Source organism: Lewinellaceae bacterium, from assembly GCA_020636105.1.
Lineage (GTDB): Bacteria > Bacteroidota > Bacteroidia > Chitinophagales > Saprospiraceae > BCD1.
Map to the genome: position 1 here is coordinate 936,414 of JACJYL010000001.1, position 19,823 is coordinate 956,236.

Here is a 19,823-nt window from a genome sequence, read left to right on the forward strand (position 1 = left end):
AAAAATGATTTATTTCAAGGTTGATGGACAAACATACTCAGTTCTCGGAATGTTCGTCTTTTCGAAATCTTCTATATTAGCCAGCACATTTACAAGGTTATTAAATCCTCTTGCTTTCAGGATGGAAGCAGCGATGGTCGAACGGTTTCCACTACGACAATGAACGTAGTAGGTTTTATTCCTGTCCAATGCACTCATATTGGCATTGATATAATCCAATGGAAAGTTTTCCGAAGCAGCAAGGTGCTCTGCCTGCCACTCACCGGGCTTACGAACATCGAGAAGATTGATCTCTTTATTTTCAACATAAGCTTTTTCAAGACCTTTCGCATCAACCGAAGGTAAGGTGTCTATTTCTCTTCCTTCGGCTTTCCATGCGTCAAAACCACCTTTCAGGTATCCGATCGCATTGTCATAACCTACACGGGCCAGTCGCATAACCGCTTCCTCTTCTCTTCCTTCAGTAGCAACGATCAAAATGGGCTGCTTCAGGTCAACGATTAAGGCACCTACCCAAGTGGCAAAACTTCCGTCAAGACTGATGAAAATAGAATTAGGAATAAATCCGTTTCCAAACACCTCCTGTGCACGGGTATCCAGGATCAATGCTTCATGCTCTTCTGCTGCAGCTTCGAAGGCTCTTGGTGAGAGTGCAACAGAACCACGTTTCAACACTACATCAACACTTTCATAACCTGTTTTATTCAACATCGCATTTTTGGGGAAATACTGGGGAGGAGGAGCCAAACCATCGGTCACCTCTTTAATGAACTCTTCCTTTGTCATATCCGCTCTCAAAGCGTAATTGGTTCTTTTTTGGTTGCCAAGGCTATCCACTGTATCGGTGCTGAGGTTCTTACCACAAGCAGAGCCGGCACCATGTGCGGGATAAACGATCACATCGTCAGCTAATGGCATGATCTTGTTCCGCAAACTGTCAAAAAGGAAACCTGCAAGATCTTCTTTGGTAATTGCCCCCTGCTTTATGGCAAGGTCCGGGCGGCCTACATCCCCCAGAAAAAGGGTATCTCCCGTAAAAATGGCATAATCTTTTCCTTGTTCATCCTTCAGCAGGAAAGTTGAACTTTCCATGGTATGCCCCGGAGTATGGAGAACGGTCATGGTGACATTTCCTACATGAAAAACTTCACCATCTTTTGCCTGGTAAGATTCATAGGCAGTTTCAGCGTTTGGACCATAAACGATTGTGGCCCCTGTTTTTTTGGCAAGGTCAACGTGCCCGGAAACGAAATCCGCATGGAAGTGAGTCTCAAAAATGTATTTGAGTTTAACGCCATCATTTTCCAATCGTTCGATATAAGGACCCGTTTCGCGAAGTGGGTCAATGATAAGGGCCTCGCCTTCGCTTACAATATAGTAGGCAGCCTCAGCCAGGCAGCCTGTGTATATTTGTTCAACTTTCATGGTACAATTTTTAGTATTTATAAATTATTTCTGTGCAAATGTATGAACATGAATTCATATGTTTTGTAAAATAGATCACAAAAGGGAAAATTTTATCCATTTTCAGCATTTTCAGCATTTAAAATTGTATTTCAACCATTATCAGAAATAATAAAATACCTGCAAATACTAAGGATCTCCCCCATGCCAAATCCTTTCGGAAGATGAAAATAAAAAAAAAAAGAAAATGCTGGAAAACGAAAAAGGAAATTTCGCAAAAAAGGTTTTGAGGCAAAAAAAAAGCCCTCTAACCGTTAAAAGTTAGAGGGCTAAAAAGTCATCCCTATGATTATAAATCTTTATTTTCATTTAAATGTAAGGCTAAGGTATAAAATGATTCCCGAATCTCATAGAAATTAAAGCATTTTTTCGGAAATTGCACCCTGCAAAAACATCCGGGGGAAAAATAGTCCTGAATTGCCATCAACCAGATTTCCTGCCTATTCCGGATCAAGATTATCTTTCAATATCCAACATTGGGGTCAAAAAAACCTCAATTCTGAAAAAACCTTAAAATATTAGTTATGAAAAAAGCGATTCTTTTTTTTCTCCTCGTTTCCTTTTTTTCGATAAAAATTACGGCACAGGGAGGCATGTGGATTCCCTCCCTTTTAGCTGATCTGAATGAAAAAGAGATGCAATCCCTGGGCATGAAAATGACTGCTGAAGACATATATAGTGTAAACAGCAGCAGTTTAAAGGATGCCATTGTCCATTTCGGCGGGTTTTGCACCGGGGAAATCATTTCCAAACAGGGACTCGTACTCACCAATCACCACTGTGGTTTTAGTGCCATTCAAACCCATTCCACGCTTGAAGATAACTACCTTCAGGATGGATTTTGGGCCGCTTCGCTGAAAGATGAAAAGCCTAACGAAGGCCTTTTTGTAAGATTCATTGTAAGAATTGATGATGTTACCAATGCTGTTTTAGCCGGGGTAACCGCTGACATGAATGAAAAAGAACGGCAATCCGCGATTGATAAAAATATCGACGCAGTCACAAAAAGTGCCGTTAAAGAATCCTACCAGGAAGTTTCGGTCAAACCATTTTACAAAGGGAATCAGTATTTTCTCTTTGTCACAGAAACTTACAGGGACGTAAGGCTGGTAGGTGCTCCCCCTTCTGCCATTGGCAAATTCGGGGCCGACACCGATAACTGGGTATGGCCCAGACATACGGGTGATTTCTCTATCTTCCGGATCTATGCTGGTAAAGACAACAAACCTGCCGAATATTCCCCGGACAACGTTCCCTTCAAACCAAGACACTACCTGCCCGTTTCTCTGGATGGAGTTTCCGAGGATGATTTTACACTTGTTTTCGGTTTCCCAGGAAGCACAGACGAATATCTTACTGCATCAGGAGTGGACCTTCGCGTCAACAAATTGAATCCTGTACGCATTAGCGTTCGGGATGAGTCACTGGATGTGCTAGGGGAAGTCATGAGGAAAGATCCTGCCCAACGATTGAAATATGCTTCAAAACAATCAAACATTGCCAATGGCTGGAAAAAATGGATCGGAGAGATACAGGGCGTTCAAAAATCAAATGCCATTGAAAAGAAAAAAGCTTTCGAGGATGAGTTTATGGCAAAAATTAAAACCAATAAATCATTTAGGGAGGCCTATGGTTCAGTCATAATGGATCTTGACGGGCTGTATAAAGAAATTGAGCCTTACGCCATCAGCCGTGATTATGTGAGCGAGATCAACAGCAGAAACATTGAAATGTTTTACGTCGCTGGCGTCCTGGCCCGATATGCAAAAATGTATGAAAACAGCGGACTGGAAGGCATTCAAGACAGATTGCCTGGCCTGATAAATTTCCTCGAAGGGTATTATAAGGACTTTAGCCCGGATGTCGATCAGGAAATTTTCAAACGACTTATGAAAATTTATTTTGACAAAGTCGACAAAACCCATCAATCCACCTATGCCAGGGATCAGTATTCCTTTGCAGGAGGCAATATGGACGTGCTGGCAAAGACCATCTATACCCAAAGTATCCTTACAAAGGGAGACAGGGTAATTGCCACCCTAAAAGAAAAACCGGAATCATTCTTTAAAGCCCTGGCTGGCGATCCCGGGTACATGCTGCGGCAATCAATTCAGCTTGCCGCTGATGAAAAAATTTCACCCGCCTATAACCGTATAAATGACAAGATCAACCTACTGAGCAGTAAATACATGAAAGCCCAGATGGAAGTTTTTCCGGATAAACGGTTCTTTCCTGATGCGAACAGCACTTTAAGGGTAACCTATGGCCAGGTCAAAGGCTACCAACCAAGGGATGCCGTCACTTATGACCCCGTCACTTACCTGGACGGCATCATTGAAAAGTATGTTCCGGGGGATTATGAATTTGATGTGCCTGAAAAATTAAGAAAATTATACCAAACCAGGGATTACGGCCAATATGCCGATAAAAATGGCAAGGTTCCTGTATGTTTTATTGGCACCAACCACACTTCCGGTGGAAATTCAGGTAGCCCGGCCATCGATGCTTATGGCAATTTGATCGGCCTCAATTTTGACCGGGTGTGGGAAGGAACCATGAGTGATGTGAACTACGACCCGAATATTTGTCGCAATATTATGGTGGATGCCCGGTATATTTTATTCATCATTGATAAATACGCCGGCGCTACGAGGCTCATCGAAGAAATGGACCTGGTGCATCCGAAAAAGAAATAGGAACTAGGCGGACAATAATAAACGGATGAAATACTTAACCTGTCTGATGACGTCAGGAGACAGGTTAAGTATTTTTAACCCATCAACATGAGATCCAATCCAAAAAAGCAACTCGGTATTCTTCGCTCTGTTTTTATATACTATTGGAAACCATTTAACCGGCGTAGGTTAAATCGTTTTTATAGCCAGTTCATTCAAAGCGGAGACCTTTGCTTTGATATTGGTGCCCATCTTGGCAACCGCTCTGATAGCTGGCTTCAACTGGGCGCAAAAGTGGTTGCAGTGGAACCTCAGCCAGCCTGTATTGACTTTTTACACAAAAAATTCCACGGGGAGGATCGATTTACCCTTGTTAAAAAAGCCGTAGGCCGCCAATCCGGAACCGCGACTTTACACATCAGCAATCTCACCCCAACAGTAACCACACTGGCCGATGCCGGCTGGAGGGATATGATTAATGAAGATACTGCTTACCAGGTAAATTGGGATGAAACCATCACCGTGGAAGTGATTACCCTTGACGGCCTGGTCGAGAAATATGGCCTGCCTTCCTTTTGCAAAATCGATGTTGAAAATTTTGAATTTGAAGTGCTCTCCGGGTTAAATTTCCCAGTGCCGGCCTTGTCTGTCGAATTTTTCCGGGAAACGCCTGATATTACCCTTGCCTGCATCCGCAGGTTAAAAGCCCTGGGCCATTACGAATTCAACTGGTCTTTCGGGGAAACCCAAAAAATGTACCTCACCAACTGGGTCAATGCGGAAGAGGTTATTGTCATGCTTCATGGAATTCGCCCCGACCAACCGGCAAGCGGGGATTTGTATGCCCGCCTGGTGGATCCCATCAAAAATATTTCGTAACAACATACCAGCAAACGACTCCTGTAAGAAGAATAATTATCCCCCATTGTTTGAATAATGCCTTCCGGGGATAAGCAGGAATTGGCGGTATCCACTTCCTCTTTTTAGGCTTAGGTAAATGGCCGGTCATTTTCCATGTTTTTTTCAGGTTTTCAGTAAAATTGCTTTGATGTTGAGGTTCAATAATACGAACTCCTCCCGGTCCTCTATAACCAGGCCAAATACTTCGTCTTTTCATTTTCCTGTTTTTTAAAGGCTTGTGATTTCCTGAAATTAATTTTTCTGAGGCTATTGGTTAAATTTTATCGACTAAAATATTTTTTTTTCGCCTGAGCCATCCTTTTGGCGTGAGCTGTACAAAGTTGGTATTTTAAAATGCGGCTTATTTTGTCAATTATTTGTAGTTTGCATATCAAACTGAAAACACGTACACCATGAAAACCTTTTTCGCTGCTCTGCTGATGACTGTTTCTGCTTTTCATTTCTCGTTTGCCCAACAACATTTCACCAAAGGCACTCCCCTGCCCTGCCTGGATAAAAAATTCAGCGTAGTCGTCCATATCGTGCGGGACACCTTTGGAGATTTAGGAGTTACTGAGTTGGATGTACAAAATGCCATTGATTCTCTCAACTTTTATTTCGCCCCCATTTGTGCGCGCTTTGAAATTTGCGAATTTCGCACCATTGATAACTTTCAATATTCAGATCCCCTGAATTTTAATGAATGGGAGGCCATGCAGGTCAAATACCATCAACATAACCGGATCAATTTATTCCTGGTCAACAGGGTTACCTGGAGTGATGACATTTGTGGATTTGCCACCTATGAAGGGATAGCCGAAATGGAAACGGGAGGTATTCTGCTGAATAAATTTTGCAGCATCAGCAATTTTAAAGGCCTTCCCCATTTGATGGGGCATTATTTTGGCCTTTACCATACCAGTCGTGGAGGAGGCACAGAACATGCCAATGGGGACAACTGTGAGACCGCAGGGGATGAAATATGCGATACGCCTGCAGACCCTTACCAGCTGTCTGACGATCTTTTGGATTATATCGATCCTGAAAATTGTCGTTTCATTTACCCGGGCTATGATGGCAATGGCCAATTCTATTTAACACACACCTCAAACATAATGTCTTTTTACCCCCAGGCTTGCCAATGCGGTTTCACGCACGGTCAATTTGAAAGAATGGCTGAGTTTTATATGACTGCGGCCTCCAAGATGTGGTAAACCTTTAAACCGGATGATCCACCTCTACGAGAATTCCATCGAGAATGAAATGAACCAGTGTGCGAATCCGGACAGCTCCTTTGAGGGATTTCAAGGCCTCTTTGCAAAGGCCAAGTTCGGCGGAAAGGGCCAATGCTCTTTTTTTAAGCAACTTTTCCTCTCCCGACAAAAAATCATTCTTTATGACCACAAAACCGTCTTCGGTTTCTACAACAAAGTCGATCTCTGTTGCGTATAATTGCTTGTGGATAAAATGCCGTATGGGATAATGTGCCAATAATTGAACCGGGGCAAATTTTTGTTCCAGGTATTTTTGGAAAGCTGCAGATCGTTCCATTATGGAGGAAGGCTCCATATCTGCCGCTAGATCAAAATTGTCCAATAGGCGTTCCGCCATTTCCAACCGTTCCGGATCCTCCATTGGATTTAAATCCCCTACAAAAAACGCAGAAACCACCTGGCCGATATCCTGTGTAGAAAGGGCTTCGTCATTCAGAAAAGGTTTTTCATAATGATGGATAGCCAATACGCTTCCCTTGCTCTCCAGTTCATTCAGATCCACCTTATAGGGCAAAAAAGGTTCTTTGCCTTTGTTTTTGTCAAAATAAACCGGATCATTTTCCTGGGCGGTGCTCCCTGGCTCAAAAGTCCGGGGCATTTCAAAAATGGTGGTGTCCACATTGAGGAAGCGGTTATCCCACTCCCAGGGACTTTCGTTGCTTTCCGGATCCAATACCGGATAATCTTCTCTTCCGTTATGCCAGACCCTGTTCAGCCACTTTGTCGGGTAAGCATTGGATGGGAAAATGATATAATCCCTCGCACGGGTAATGGCCACGTAGAGCAATCGCGCTTCTTCCTGAAGTGCCTGTTGTAATTTTTGGGCCTTGGCTTCACTTTCATTGATCCGCTTATCCAATGCTGTATTCCTAAACTGGTCACCGTAGGGATTTTCCCAAAACCTGAGCCATCTGTTTCCCAAAACATCCTGAAGATCAACCGATTCATTTTCCGGAATGATATCAAGCCCCCATACATCTGACCTTAATGAATCATCGAGGTTATGGCAAATCACGATAGGCCATTCAAGCCCCTTGCTTTTATGATAAGTCAGCACGTTCACGGCATCGGGACCCGTTCCAGCCCCCTGGAGGTCCTTACTGTTCCGCTCCAGGTTATCGAGCCAGAGATAAAATCCGCCCAACGAAGCAGCACTATGCAATCTATTGCAGGCCTCCTCATAGTCCAGGGCAAACTTCCTGAGCGTTTCCACATTTTCCATACGCTGACCTCCCTGCCCCCAGGAAATAATGATCCTCCTTAAATCCAGTTCTTCCAGCACATAATTCAGGATTTCAGCACTGGACAACTCTGAGGTTTCCAGGCGGAGTTCATCCAGTTTTTTAATATAATCCTGATCCGCAACCCAATGATTAAAATGAGTATCCTGTTGTTTCTTTTCCAGCCAATCAAGCCTGTTTTCAATGATTTCTTCCACAGGCACATTGGCAGCAAGCAATAAAATTTCGGCAACCGATAAGGAATCCTTCGGGTTGAGCAGGTATTTCAAACAGGCCAGGATAAGTTTAGCCTCTGCCGTATTCAACAAACCACTGCGGGCAATGGCGACCCTTAATCCCGCATCGCTCAGCGCCTCTGCCATGACCTGGCAACCTGCATTGGAGCGACACAAAATAGCCACATCTCCCGGAACAGCCTTCCTGCACTGGTCCGATCCTTTGGGAAGAATATAAACCCCTTTATCAAGCCATTCTGAAAGGCTTCTGGCAAGACAATGTTCCATCCAGGGTTTTCCCGGCTGTCTGCCATCTCCCTCGGCCTTAAAATGCCAATGGATCAGGGCATTTCCCATTTCTATAGGTTCATCCTGGTTGTTCGCACTTTCAGGTGTTGCCTTGATCCTCCGTTTCGGGATTAGTGCCACCTGTTCTGCCGGCATATTGGCAAAAGCCTTGGTAAAAATAGCATTTGAAGCGAATACGGCATCTTCCCTGGAACGCCATGAAAATTTTTGGATATCCTCAGGTTTGACGCCCCCACTTTGATTAACGATTGCTTCCATCAGCCGTGGTTCTGCCCCTCTGAAGCCATAAATAGATTGTTTGGGATCTCCTACCCAGATAGATATTTCGGCCAACCGGGCCAGCTTGATAAAAATAGATAGCTGGATAGGGCTGGTATCCTGGAATTCATCCACCATCAGCAGGCTCAATTCTTTCTTCAAAACAGCTTTTACCTGTTCGTTGTCCAGCAATTTATTCACAGAGGCTTCCATATCCGTATAATCGATAAGGCCTCTTTTGTTTTTATAAGCACTGTATTCGCTCATCGCTTCAATAGCGATGGTAAACAACAGATCGATGTACGCTTTAATATCTTTATGAAAATCCGGGTGGGCATCATGGGTCTCGGCAAACTCCCGCAAAGGGGCTACATCTTCCCTGCTTTTGGCGCCCACGTCGGTTTTGGAAATTTTAGCCCACTGGTGCCAGTATAAAAAACCGCGCAGGCCTAATTCTCTCGCCATTAATTTCAGATCGTCCACCACTCCGGCGGTCTTTTTGGTGGAATCCTCATTGGCTTCAAGTGCGGAAAGGGTGGTTTCCAACATTTCAGCCAATTTCGTATTGAACCAGGGAGCTTCTTTATCAGATACCGGGTTTAGAAATTTTTCATAAGTTTCAAAAGAGCGGTTTTTACTCCGTTCAAGGACTTCAATAGAAAAATCATTGGCTCGTGCCAAAGCCGTAATTTGATGCACCCTTTTCCGCCAGTCAAAAAAATCTCGTTTGTTCAACCCCAGTTTACCCGACAATTCATCCATCATTTCAACCCGATGGCTGGTCAGTACGGTGGCAAGGGATTGGTTAAACATCAGGTGTTCATCCTCTTCGGCAATAATGCTCACTTCCGGAGAAACTCCCGCTTCAAAGGCGAACCGCCTCAATAACTTTACCCCAAGACTGTGCACCGTTCCAATAAGCGCATTGGTAAGTTCGTCAGCCTGGGCACTAAATCCTTCTTCCAACAAGCTTACCCGAACCCGTTCCTGCAACTCGGCAGCAGCTTTTTTCGTGAAAGTAGTGGCTATAATACCACTGGCAGACATACCCTCTCCGAGTAATTTGACCAATTCACGGGTAAGTCGGTACGTTTTCCCACTCCCGGCACCAGCTGATATTATTTTTAGATTCATGATTTAAAACTTATTCTTCCACATCATGCTTTCCACAGGTCTTATGGTACGGGTATTGTATTTTGCCCCCTTCTTTTTGTTGTAATAATTCTTAATTTCTCCTTCCACCAGGAAATAAATGAGCTGACCAATGGGCATGCCGGCATATACACGGACGGGATGAGTACAGGAAATTTCAAGCGTCCAGGTATTGCAAAAGCCAACATCGCCTTTTCCTGCCGTGGCATGAATATCAATGCCCAATCTCCCGACACTGGATTTTCCTTCCAGGAATGGAACTGAATTATGGGTTTCTGTATATTCCTCCGTTACGCCCAGGTAAAGTGTGTTGGGATGTAAAACAAATCCCTCCTCCGGAATGTCAAAATGAACGATCTCATTATGCTTCTTCGCATCGAGAATATGGTCTTTATAAAGAGCCAGTGATTTCCCTAAATGTACATCGTAGGAATTGGTTCCCAAACAGGAAGGATCAAAAGGCTCGATCACAATTTCTCCGTTCTCAATGCCTTCCATAATTTTCACATCGCTAAGAATCATATATTTTTGCTGATTGTTTTTTTGAATATCGAGGCCGCGGCTTTTCGTTTGTTTTACAAAATGCCTTTACGCAAAGATCAGGCCCCGACGGTTTAAGTTCTGTTAAATTTTCTCCGCCAAAGATAACATTTGATTCTAAAAACAATACCATTTTCCATATTACCGTTTAAGGATCGTTGAGTTATGCAACACAAAAGGAAAACATGAATAAAAGAAAAATGGTAACCACTAAATATTTTGGAATTTTACTGGCACTTCTGGTGGTTTTCGGGCTGAAAGGTCAAACGGCCGGACCATTACAGGCGGCAGACAGGGAGGAAATACATACTTATGAAGATACTATTGCAATAATGGGTTATGCCATTGTTAATGACTCCCTGCAATCCAACCGTTATGCGGCCTGTAAAAAGATGATCCTTACGCTTAAGGAGGCCTTGAAACATGAAAATTCCTTTAATTACCCTTTCGAAAGGGTAAAAACTGTTTCCATTCAATATCCTCAGGACAGCAGTTTCAGAATTTTCACCTGGCAGCTTTATATGGATGAAAACCATTACAGGTACTTCGGAGCCATACAGATGAACACACCGGAACTTACTCTTTTTCCATTAATAGATCGCAGCGGGGATATTGAAAGTGCCAATATAGAACAATTTGAACTGACGGCCGACAAGTGGTACGGTGCGCTTTATTACAAAATAATCGAAACCGACAGCCGGAATGGGAAATACTACCTTTTATTCGGATTTGACGGGTACGAATTTTTTCATAAACGGAAACTCATCGATGTGCTTACCTTTAAAGGAGGGCAACCCGTTTTTGGAGCACCCGTTTTTAAATACGACGATGATACAGAACCGGTCAAAGTAAAAAAACGATTTTTGGTAGAATACTCTCCCGAATCAAGTGTAACGGTCAATTATGACGTCATTCGGGAAATGATCATTTTCGACAATCTTACCATGGTTACAGGTCAGTATGGTGAAGGGCCGACAAAAATTCCGGATGGTACTTACCAGGGATTTGAACTGAAAGACGGATTTTGGGTACATGTAGATAAGGTATTCCATGTAATAATGGATGAACCACCAGTCCCTCACCCTGTACTGGATCACAAAGAAGGAGAAAAGAAAAAGGATTTGTTCGGGCGAAATAAGAACCGCCCCTAATAATGGATCATTATTATTGGGCAACCTGCCATTTTTCGACTTCCCGCCAGGCAAAGCTATCGTCCCGCCAACCAATGAGTTCGACCTGGCGGTTTCCTTTGTAATGGGTAAACCATTCCTCAATGATTCTTTTTGCCGCATCGTACTCGATAAAAAAGACCTGGTAACTTCGGGCGTCGATCACGTTTTGGAGGGTATCCAGCGGAACGGCTACTATCTTGGTATCAATCTCCCCGTTATCCAGCAAAAGAATGGCCCCGATCGGGATGACTTCAGCGACACTTCCTGTGGGTAAACTTTCAGAGATGAGTAAAATATCCAAAGCATCTCCGTCCCCTCCCCTGTCTTTGTCCATCAGGGTGGAAGGGATAAAACCGTAATTTCCGGGGTAAGGTAAAAAGTCGACCACTCGCTCATTCCCGTTGATGGTTTCTATCCTGAATTCCTTCGCGCCATAATCATATTCGTATTTATGGTTGGTTCCCGCAGGAATTTCCACCACCATATTCAGCGTTCCATTTTCATTGATTGCGGGAAGTTTAGCATAATCAGGCTTAACAATGTTAACCTCTTTACACGAAACCAAAAACAAGCCCAAAACACAGGAGATAAGCAGAGGTCGTATTTTCATAAATAAATTATTGTTGTTTCACTTTAAGCCCAATACTTTTTCCTTTTTCGATCATAAAATCATACGCCGCCTGGTATTCATTTTCGATTTCGCCATCGAGTATGGCTTCTCTTATGGCGTTTTTAATTTCTCCCACAGGTCTTGAAGGGGATATACCAAAGGTCTCCATGATAATTTCCCCTGAGATGGGAGGCTGCCAGCTCCTGATATGGTCTTTTTCTTCTACTTCAATCAGTCGTTCACGAACCAATTCATAATTACTCAAAAAACGCTTTACTTTTTGTTCATTTTTTGAGGTAATATCAGCCTGGCATAATAACATCAGATCATCAATCTCCTCCCCCGCATCGTAGAGTAACCTGCGGATAGCTGAATCGGTAATATTTTCCTTGGTCAAACTAATGGGGCGCAAATGAAGCCGGACCAATTTTTGTACATATTTCATTTTATGATCCAGGGGCAGGCACATTTTTTTAAAAATGCGAGGTACCATTGTTGCGCCAAGGGCTTCATGCCCGTGAAAGGTCCAGCCGACTTTTGGCTGAAAGCGCTTCGTTGCAGGCTTGGCAATATCATGCAAAATAGCGGCCCACCTCAACCAAAGGTTTTTAGTGTTTTTGCTGAGATTATCCAAAACCTCCAGCGTATGATAAAAATTATCTTTATGACTGATGCCATTCTTTGTTTCGACCCCGTGCAAAGCCACCATCTCCGGGAAAATAAGTTTCAATAAGCCGGAATCAAATAAAATTTTGAATCCTTTGGAAGGGACATCTGACAGGATAATTTTATTGAGTTCCGTGATGATCCTTTCCTTGGATACAATATTGATCCTGTTACGATAAACAGAAAGGGCTTTAAGGGTTTCAGCTTCTATTTCAAAATCCAGCTGGTTGGAAAACCGTACTGCACGCATCATACGCAAGGGATCATCTGAAAAGGTACGCCCGGGTTCAAGCGGTGTTTTTATTATTTTCTCTTCAAGGTGTTTCAGTCCGCCAAAAGAATCAATGATCGCACCAAAATCCTCTTCATTCAGGCTTACTGCCAAGGCATTGATGGTAAAATCGCGTCTGTTTTGATCGTCTGCCAAAGATCCTTCCTCTACAGCAGGCTTGCGTGAGTCCTCGCGATAGGATTCTTTCCTGGCACCTACAAATTCTATTTCCATTCCTCTATACATCAGCATAGCTGTACCAAATCGTTGATACACCGTGACCCGGGGAACAGGTCTAAGACAGGTAGCTACGGCTTGAGCCAATCTTATTCCGTTTCCCACACAGACGATATCAAGGTCTTTTGAAGGTCGTCCCAGCAGCCGGTCACGAACATACCCCCCTACTACGTAAGCAGGATACCCCAGTTCTCTGGCGTTTTGGCTGACCAGGTCAAAAACTACTTTTTCGTCTTTTTTTATTTCAAAAATCACGTATCAATATTTGGTGTGGCAATTGCATGGACAATTTAAATCAAAACCTATTTCCAAAAGGCAGAGGAGCAGGTCTATCCTACCCACTTTCCTTCGCCTGAAAATTTCAGCCAATTCATTTTGTCACCATGCTGAATTGGGTTAATTAATCTTAGTGTATTAGCTTTTTTTTAAAAGCACAAAGAACGGTCCGCATTTCACTGGTTTATTTTATCTCCAAATTCATACCCGGCATATACCTGTGCTATCTGATCTAAAATTTCAAATAATAACTCCGGTTCTTCATGGGTCACCAGGGCCTGCCGGTAATGTTTAATATTTGGCAAAGAACGGAAATAATTGGTATAATGGCGACGCATTTCCAGGATTCCCAATTTCGGACCTTTCCACTGGATGGAATGCATCAAATGTTTCTTAGCTGCAGTTACCCTTTCTTCAATGGTTGGGGGGTCCATTAACTCTCCCGTTTTAAAATAATGTTTGATTTCCCGGAAAATCCATGGATAACCAATACTAGCCCTACCTATCATCAGGCCGTCAACACCAAAACGATTGCGGTATTCCAGCGCTTTTTGAGGGCTGTCAATATCACCATTGCCAAAGACAGGAATATTTATTCTTGGGTTTTCCTTCACCTTGGCGATCAGGCTCCAGTCTGCCTGGCCCTTATACATTTGTTTGCGGGTACGGCCATGAATACTGATGGCTTTGATCCCTACATCCTGAAGGCGCTCGGTGACCTCTTCAATATATTTGGAATTATCGTCCCAACCCAACCTTGTTTTTACGGTAACCGGCAATTTAGTCGACTTCACTATGGCGTCTGTCAGTTCAACCATCCTGTCTATATCCTGCAAAATACCGGCACCGGCCATTTTGTTCACAACGTTCTTAACCGGGCAGCCATAATTAATATCGAGGACTTCGGGGTTTGCCGCTTCCACCATCTCAGCAGCCTGTCGCATCGAATCCAGTTTAGCCCCAAAGATCTGGATCCCGATCGGGCGCTCTTCATCATAGATATCGAGTTTCTGGAGGCTTTTCTCCGCATCCCTTATCAGACCTTCCACACTAATAAATTCGGTATACATCATATCACACCCCTGCTCCTTACACAAAGCACGAAAAGGAGGATCGCTGACATCTTCCATGGGGGCCAGCAAAAGCGGGAATTCTCCCAATTCTACATTTCCGATTTTAATCATGGTGCAAAGATAACCGCCGGGGTAAATTTTAACAATGGATTGAAGTTGTTTTTTTCAAAGCATTGGTTATTTTCGCGACTCCACCAGTTACCAAAGGATTTTATTAATCTAAAAAAGTGCCATTTTATTAAAAAAGTGTTGTATTTCAACACGTTAACTTGTTCTTTCTTACGTTTAAAACATAAAAATTACTCCATGAAGTATTTAAAAATTATTTTGATATTTTTCACGGTTCTCGTGTATTCCGGTTGTAGTGATTTATCCAGCAGTGATTTAATTGGCAGCTGGGAAGCGGTGTCCGTTACAGAAGCCGGGCTACCTCTCGAAGTAGATTACCCCCTCATCCGGTTGGATATCATGAAAGACGGAACCTATAAATACCAGGGAACGCTCAATTATCATGAGGCTGGTCAGTGGCACATCAAGGCACATCATCTCTACACCATGGACACGCTCAAGCCGGGTGCTGGCGAAAAAGCTGTATTGATCTCATCCTTGACAAGAGATTCCTTTGAATTAAAAATGTCAGAAAACGAGACAGAAAGGATCATGAAAATGGTGAGAGTTGCTTCGAATTAAGCACATCATTAAATTTTCAAACAAGTTCTAGCGTTAGTATTGTCAGAAAGTTAATGAATTTCCAAGTATCTTCATTTCCATAAGTGTTGCGATTTGCAGAGCTCTGCTTTTGGCAAGCGTTGCTTTTTCTCCCTCAAAACATTCATCCACGCTATTGGAGAAATGTGTCAACCATTTTTCAAAATGTATCTTCATTAGAGGATACCAATCGTTTAATTCAATGTGTTTTAACATCGCATTGTTCTTATAGGCTCCTGTAAAAAATAAAATATTATCCCAAAAATCGACCAGTATGTCAAAATGATGATCCAGCCCCTTTTTGATCACTTTCTCAAAAATCGGTACCATTACCGGATCGTCCAATAATTTATCGTAAAAATAGCGCATGAGTCGGTCGATATCTGCCCTGGTTTGTATATCTGTTTTTTCCATTATTAGAATGCCTGATTTTGTCTGTCAAATGTACCATTTTACTCCATTTTTTGGGTGAGTGAGGTATAAAATGAAAAATAATTAGAAAGAAATTTTTAACTGAGTAAAAAATAACATTAAAATACATTTAGACCTTCTCACTTGAGCCTTTGCCCTACTCCCCCAAAATCCCTTTCACAAAGTTTTCGGTTCACTTTTACATTTTACATTTATCATTTTACATTTTACATTTCCTACCTTTGTCCTATGCAACCATTAGCAGAACGCATGCGGCCGAAAACATTAGATGATTATGTCGGACAGGAACACCTGGTCGGCAAAGGAGCTGTATTACGTAAAGCGATTGAATCGGGAAAACTTCCTTCATTTATTTTATGGGGCCCGCCGGGTGTAGGCAAAACGACATTGGCTAAAATTGTAGCCAATACGCTGGAAAGGCCTTTTCATAGCCTGAGTGCTATCAATTCCGGGGTAAAAGATGTACGTGATGTAATCACCAGGGCCAAAAGCCAACGATTTTTCGATGCCCCCAACCCCATTCTGTTCATCGATGAGATCCATCGTTTCAGCAAGTCCCAACAGGATTCCCTTTTGGGTGCCGTTGAACAAGGAGTGGTAACCCTTATTGGAGCTACCACAGAAAATCCTTCATTTGAAGTCATTTCCGCCTTATTGTCCCGATCCCAGGTTTATGTTCTGGAGCATCTAAAAAAGGAACAACTCAAATCCCTTGTCGACAAGGCCCTCATTGAGGATGAATTTTTAAAGAAAAAAAAGGTCATTGTTAAAGAATACGAAGCCTTGCTGCAATTTTCGGGTGGGGATGTCAGGAAACTATATAATGTACTTGAGTTGGTGACCAACTATGCCGGGTCAGATGAACCTTTTGAAGTGACCAATGAAAGTGTTACCACCAATATCCAACAAAACATAGCACTTTATGATAAAGGAGGAGAGCAACATTACGATATCGCCTCAGCACTGATCAAATCCATTCGGGGAAGTGATCCTAACGGAGCTGTTTATTGGCTGGCGCGGATGATCGAAGGAGGTGAAGACCTGAAATTCATTGCCAGAAGGTTGCTAATCTCTGCTTCTGAAGATATCGGTTTAGCCAACCCCAATGCCTTGTTGATGGCCAAAACGGCCTTTGAATCGGTGCAGATGATCGGTTATCCAGAATCCCGAATCATCTTGTCACAGGCAACCATTTACCTGGCTACTTCTCCTAAAAGCAATTCTGCTTACCTGGCCATCAATGAAGCCCAGGCGCTGGTTCAGAAGACTGGCAACCTTCCTGTACCGTTACATTTAAGGAATGCCCCCACAAAACTGATGAAAGACCTGGACTACGGGAAGGGGTATCAGTATGCTCATGACCATCCCGGCAATTTCGTCAATGAAGAATTTCTGCCCGAATCGATAAAAGGCACTCCCCTCTTCCACCCTCAGGCCAATCCGCCTGAAGAAAGTATAAGACAGCGACTTAAACAATTTTGGAAAAACAAATATGGATATTGAATTTATTTTCAATGGTCCATTTTATAAAAACCAACCAATTCAAAAGAGTCAAAAGCGATCACAAAACCTGCTTTGCCCGATATTGTCTTTTTTTTGATAACAAACTTTAACAACCTTTTGTGATAATCTTCACATTATTTCCATCTTTCAAACCGTTTTACAGCAAAATAATCATTTGTACTAAAACCATAATAAGATGAAACAGTCAGCAAAAATTTTAGTTCTTTTACTCAGCATTATGATTTCAGGTTTTCAGATCAATGCTCAATCCGAATCAAAAGTAAAAATAATTCCAAAAGTTGGATTCAATGTTTCCCGCTTTGATGTCAATTGGGACAACTATAATGAATTTGAAGATCGCGCCAAGGTAGGATGGCAAGCCGGAGTGGATGCTCGTTTTGGAAAATTCCTTTACCTCAGCCCAGGCTTACACTATTCAAGCTTTACCATGAGAAATGTGACCAGAGATGAGCTGGAAGGCGGTTTCCGGATTGGGGATGAAACCACTATTCAAAGCCTCAAGATGCCCATAAATGCGGGTTTGAAAATACCCCTCATCGGGGTAAGAGCACAGGCAGGTATTACACCTAGTTATGTTTTAAACATCAAAACGCCAAACGGTACCAATATTGGAACCGAGCCCCTTAACCGGATGGGATTTGCCACCAACCTGGGTGTAGGAGTAGATATTTTTTTCCTGACTCTTGACCTGACCTGGGAAAAGAGCCGAACCGATTTCTTTAAAAATCTTGAAGGCAAAAACAATATGTTCGCCCTAACGGCAGGTATCAAATTCTAAATTTGGTTTATAAACGTGAGTCATCCCGAATTTCATCTAATCAGATAAAATTCGGGATTTTTCTTTTACAAAAGAGATAAACCGCAAAACCTGCCTTCCGTCGCGGCAGCAGGCAAGGTTTAAAACAAGTAACCGCAAAATTTAGAAGTGTTTGGGTCGTGGGTTAGGTGTTTTGCGACAAAAAATGACTTTTTTCCAAAACCCAAACCTTTTGCCCACTCACTTTTACACCTGCCTTCCTGCGTCTGCAGGCAGGTTTTACATTTAAAAAATACTTCAAATAATCAAAAAATTTCTATTTCAGACAGTTTTTGAAAATTCGGGATGACTCATGTTTATTGTCCTTTTGGTTTAGCGCTTATCTAATGCTAAAACCATCCCCACAACATTCTTTTCTCCAGCATCAGCGGTAAAAGAGACCGTCTCTCCCGCTTTAAAGCTGACATTATTAATCTGCTGGCTCCCCAGGACTTCCTTTAGTTTTGAGGCATAACTGGATTGTCTGCTGTTATTAATAGCCGTATTTAGCTTTTTAAAGTCCAATTCTTTTTTGCTCACCACAACAGCCATATAATCGGTACTTCCTTTTTGATCGGCTACCATAGAATAATCACGTGGAAACAATCGGGTGCCTGTTATTCCACAGTATGCGGAATGTTTTTCCGTATAGGGAAACAAAACATAACTGGAACCATCCGTTTCCTGCCCAAAAACATAAATATAACACTCAATGGAATTGGCGACCAAAACTTTAAACTTATCTCCTTTACTAATAGGGCGAACCGTCTTAAAGGTCATGTCGCCCTGGCGTTCCAGTGTGATGGTTTTTTCTGTTTTCAGATCGAGTAACCCAAACTTCACATCTAGTTTTTTATCATCAAATTTCTCGGAACTTCCCATTGGGTATAGTCCATAAGCCTCCTTAACGAAGGTTTCGAAATCACGATACCTGACCCATCCGAATCCACGATCGCCCCATTTTTCACCCCAACTGTTCATGAGCTGAAAGGCTCCCCCTTCAAGATTGTCATCATAACCGATAACCGACATCGCGTGACCGCTGAATCCTCTTTGGGTATAATCACTTTGCGTGGGTCGCCAGACTTTTTGTCCAACCATTCTGCTCATGAAGGTTCCTCCCACCTGCATACCGATAACAACAGGAGCCCCTTGTGCAATATTTTGTTTGATAGCCAAAATATCAGGAGTGTATTGATCCGCATCAAGAGTAAGGCGATTATACCCTTTGATCTTAAATTGACGCCCCTTGGCTATGTCTCTGTTTTGAGGATAATTTCGGCAAGTAGATTCATCATAACGAAACTCATTAAACGGGAGGCCACCATTATCATACATGGTTTTCATAGCATCAAGCATATAAGCCCCCTGACAACCATCCAATGCAATCTGGTTATAGAGGTAAGCCGGGCTAAATGCTACACTGTTAGGATCTTTACCTGTGGCTTTTGCATGAAGGATTGTTCTGGCGCTATAGGCACTTGCCCAACCCACGCAAGATCCTTGTCTACCTTGCTGGCCCCGCTTTGGAGCATAGGCCTCAAGTGAAACTTTGGAAGGCATGCCATTCCAAGAACCAGCTGCCAGCGGGGCGAAAACTTCTGTTTTATCATATTTTTCCTGGTCAAAATTGGCGCCTAAAGAAAACATACTTTCATCAAAGCCGATATTTTCATCGTTTCCGCTACTAAACATTTGAGATCCTCCAAAAAAGAAATACCAGGCTCCCCCTATGATCAAAACCGGAATGAGCAATTTAGGCCGTTTAAATAAAAACATTAAAAGAAAGGGAAGTATTTTAGTGAGCATACTTCCACCACCTGTATTTTGGCTCCCCGGGTTTCTAGGCTGTTGTCCCCCTTTGTCTTGTTGGGGATCCTTTTCCATTCTGATTGGCATAAAATAATTTTTATTAAATGAGTGAAGACATGGCCTTCCTTTTCAAAAAAATGACAGGAGGAAGATCAAGTATATTTTGATCTTCCTACCCAACCTTCAATTATTAATCAAAGGTAACGCCTAATTCTTTT

At 42.7% G+C, this 19,823-nt stretch carries 16 protein-coding genes; 7 read left to right on the forward strand and 9 right to left on the reverse strand.

The features are described from left to right. Positions 1-9: 9 nt before the first annotated feature. Entirely contained in the window at positions 10-1,425 is a 1,416-nt protein-coding gene (locus H6571_03375) for an MBL fold metallo-hydrolase (GenBank protein MCB9322760.1), read from the reverse strand. 563 nt (positions 1,426-1,988) lie between these two features. On the opposite strand from H6571_03375, the gene H6571_03380 reads away from it, so the two are divergent. Together H6571_03380 and H6571_03385 are read left to right on the forward strand one after the other, a co-directional pair. Next, positions 1,989-4,160 carry a S46 family peptidase gene (locus H6571_03380; GenBank protein MCB9322761.1) on the forward strand — a complete coding sequence of 724 codons (2,172 nt, stop codon included), beginning with the start codon at positions 1,989-1,991 and terminating at the stop codon, positions 4,158-4,160. Positions 4,161-4,247: 87 nt separating this feature from the next. Next, entirely contained in the window at positions 4,248-5,018 is a 771-nt protein-coding gene (locus tag H6571_03385) for an FkbM family methyltransferase (GenBank protein MCB9322762.1), read from the forward strand. On the opposite strand, the gene H6571_03390 is transcribed toward H6571_03385, so the two are convergent. Next, on the reverse strand, positions 5,002-5,256 hold the full coding sequence (locus H6571_03390; GenBank protein ID MCB9322763.1) for a hypothetical protein: 255 nt from the start codon (positions 5,254-5,256) through the stop codon (positions 5,002-5,004). The genes H6571_03385 and H6571_03390 overlap by 17 nt on opposite strands. A 196-nt stretch (positions 5,257-5,452) precedes the next feature. On the opposite strand from H6571_03390, the gene H6571_03395 reads away from it, so the two are divergent. Then, complete coding sequence (locus tag H6571_03395; protein MCB9322764.1) at positions 5,453-6,253, forward strand: hypothetical protein; 801 nt, start codon at positions 5,453-5,455, stop codon at positions 6,251-6,253. Between the two features lie 4 nt (positions 6,254-6,257). On the opposite strand, the gene H6571_03400 is transcribed toward H6571_03395, so the two are convergent. Both H6571_03400 and H6571_03405 read right to left on the reverse strand, forming a co-directional pair. Further along, complete coding sequence (locus H6571_03400; GenBank protein MCB9322765.1) at positions 6,258-9,470, reverse strand: UvrD-helicase domain-containing protein; 3,213 nt, start codon at positions 9,468-9,470, stop codon at positions 6,258-6,260. Positions 9,471-9,473: 3 nt separating this feature from the next. Further along, a complete protein-coding gene (locus H6571_03405) occupies positions 9,474-10,010 on the reverse strand; it encodes a dCTP deaminase (protein MCB9322766.1) in 537 nt (178 codons plus the stop codon). Between the two features lie 203 nt (positions 10,011-10,213). Here H6571_03405 and H6571_03410 point away from each other — a divergent pair, with 203 nt between their 5' ends. Further along, positions 10,214-11,179, forward strand: coding sequence for a hypothetical protein (locus H6571_03410; protein ID MCB9322767.1), 966 nt, complete (start codon positions 10,214-10,216; stop codon positions 11,177-11,179). A gap of 13 nt (positions 11,180-11,192) precedes the next feature. On the opposite strand, the gene H6571_03415 is transcribed toward H6571_03410, so the two are convergent. From H6571_03415 to dusB, 3 genes are all read right to left on the reverse strand, one after another. Beyond that, on the reverse strand, positions 11,193-11,684 hold the full coding sequence (locus tag H6571_03415) for an inorganic diphosphatase (protein MCB9322768.1): 492 nt from the start codon (positions 11,682-11,684) through the stop codon (positions 11,193-11,195). A 133-nt stretch (positions 11,685-11,817) separates the two neighbouring features. Then, the gene (locus tag H6571_03420; protein ID MCB9322769.1) at positions 11,818-13,239 is read right to left on the reverse strand and encodes an HD domain-containing protein; all 1,422 of its coding nucleotides are present in this window, start codon (positions 13,237-13,239) and stop codon (positions 11,818-11,820) included. Between the two features lie 197 nt (positions 13,240-13,436). After that, on the reverse strand, positions 13,437-14,444 hold the full coding sequence (gene dusB, locus H6571_03425) for a tRNA dihydrouridine synthase DusB (protein MCB9322770.1): 1,008 nt from the start codon (positions 14,442-14,444) through the stop codon (positions 13,437-13,439). 195 nt (positions 14,445-14,639) lie between these two features. On the opposite strand from dusB, the gene H6571_03430 reads away from it, so the two are divergent. Then, positions 14,640-15,023: a hypothetical protein gene (locus H6571_03430; GenBank protein MCB9322771.1), complete on the forward strand. Its 384-nt coding sequence runs from the start codon at positions 14,640-14,642 to the stop codon at positions 15,021-15,023. 42 nt (positions 15,024-15,065) lie between these two features. On the opposite strand, the gene H6571_03435 is transcribed toward H6571_03430, so the two are convergent. After that, the gene (locus tag H6571_03435; protein ID MCB9322772.1) at positions 15,066-15,455 is read right to left on the reverse strand and encodes a group III truncated hemoglobin; all 390 of its coding nucleotides are present in this window, start codon (positions 15,453-15,455) and stop codon (positions 15,066-15,068) included. A gap of 246 nt (positions 15,456-15,701) precedes the next feature. Here H6571_03435 and H6571_03440 point away from each other — a divergent pair, with 246 nt between their 5' ends. Together H6571_03440 and H6571_03445 are read left to right on the forward strand one after the other, a co-directional pair. Continuing rightward, the gene (locus tag H6571_03440) at positions 15,702-16,976 is read left to right on the forward strand and encodes a replication-associated recombination protein A (GenBank protein ID MCB9322773.1); all 1,275 of its coding nucleotides are present in this window, start codon (positions 15,702-15,704) and stop codon (positions 16,974-16,976) included. A gap of 196 nt (positions 16,977-17,172) precedes the next feature. Next, the gene (locus H6571_03445) at positions 17,173-17,775 is read left to right on the forward strand and encodes a PorT family protein (GenBank protein ID MCB9322774.1); all 603 of its coding nucleotides are present in this window, start codon (positions 17,173-17,175) and stop codon (positions 17,773-17,775) included. 351 nt (positions 17,776-18,126) lie between these two features. Here H6571_03445 and H6571_03450 read toward each other — a convergent pair whose 3' ends face one another. Then, on the reverse strand, positions 18,127-19,692 hold the full coding sequence (locus H6571_03450; GenBank protein MCB9322775.1) for a peptidase C1: 1,566 nt from the start codon (positions 19,690-19,692) through the stop codon (positions 18,127-18,129). Positions 19,693-19,823 lie beyond the last annotated feature (131 nt).

Bases quoted from the DNA above. Each gene is read 5' to 3' on its own strand.
- H6571_03375 (MCB9322760.1), bottom strand. From the start codon at position 1,425: ATGAAAGTTGAACAAATATACACAGGCTGCCTGGCTGAGGCTGCCTAC.
- H6571_03380 (MCB9322761.1), top strand. From the start codon at position 1,989: ATGAAAAAAGCGATTCTTTTTTTTCTCCTCGTTTCCTTTTTTTCGATA.
- H6571_03385 (MCB9322762.1), top strand. From the start codon at position 4,248: ATGAGATCCAATCCAAAAAAGCAACTCGGTATTCTTCGCTCTGTTTTT.
- H6571_03390 (MCB9322763.1), bottom strand. From the start codon at position 5,256: ATGAAAAGACGAAGTATTTGGCCTGGTTATAGAGGACCGGGAGGAGTT.
- H6571_03395 (MCB9322764.1), top strand. From the start codon at position 5,453: ATGAAAACCTTTTTCGCTGCTCTGCTGATGACTGTTTCTGCTTTTCAT.
- H6571_03400 (MCB9322765.1), bottom strand. From the start codon at position 9,470: ATGAATCTAAAAATAATATCAGCTGGTGCCGGGAGTGGGAAAACGTAC.
- H6571_03405 (MCB9322766.1), bottom strand. From the start codon at position 10,010: ATGATTCTTAGCGATGTGAAAATTATGGAAGGCATTGAGAACGGAGAA.
- H6571_03410 (MCB9322767.1), top strand. From the start codon at position 10,214: ATGAATAAAAGAAAAATGGTAACCACTAAATATTTTGGAATTTTACTG.
- H6571_03415 (MCB9322768.1), bottom strand. From the start codon at position 11,684: ATGGTGGTGGAAATTCCTGCGGGAACCAACCATAAATACGAATATGAT.
- dusB (MCB9322770.1), bottom strand. From the start codon at position 14,444: ATGATTAAAATCGGAAATGTAGAATTGGGAGAATTCCCGCTTTTGCTG.
- H6571_03430 (MCB9322771.1), top strand. From the start codon at position 14,640: ATGAAGTATTTAAAAATTATTTTGATATTTTTCACGGTTCTCGTGTAT.
- H6571_03435 (MCB9322772.1), bottom strand. From the start codon at position 15,455: ATGGAAAAAACAGATATACAAACCAGGGCAGATATCGACCGACTCATG.
- H6571_03440 (MCB9322773.1), top strand. From the start codon at position 15,702: ATGCAACCATTAGCAGAACGCATGCGGCCGAAAACATTAGATGATTAT.
- H6571_03445 (MCB9322774.1), top strand. From the start codon at position 17,173: ATGAAACAGTCAGCAAAAATTTTAGTTCTTTTACTCAGCATTATGATT.
- H6571_03450 (MCB9322775.1), bottom strand. From the start codon at position 19,692: ATGCCAATCAGAATGGAAAAGGATCCCCAACAAGACAAAGGGGGACAA.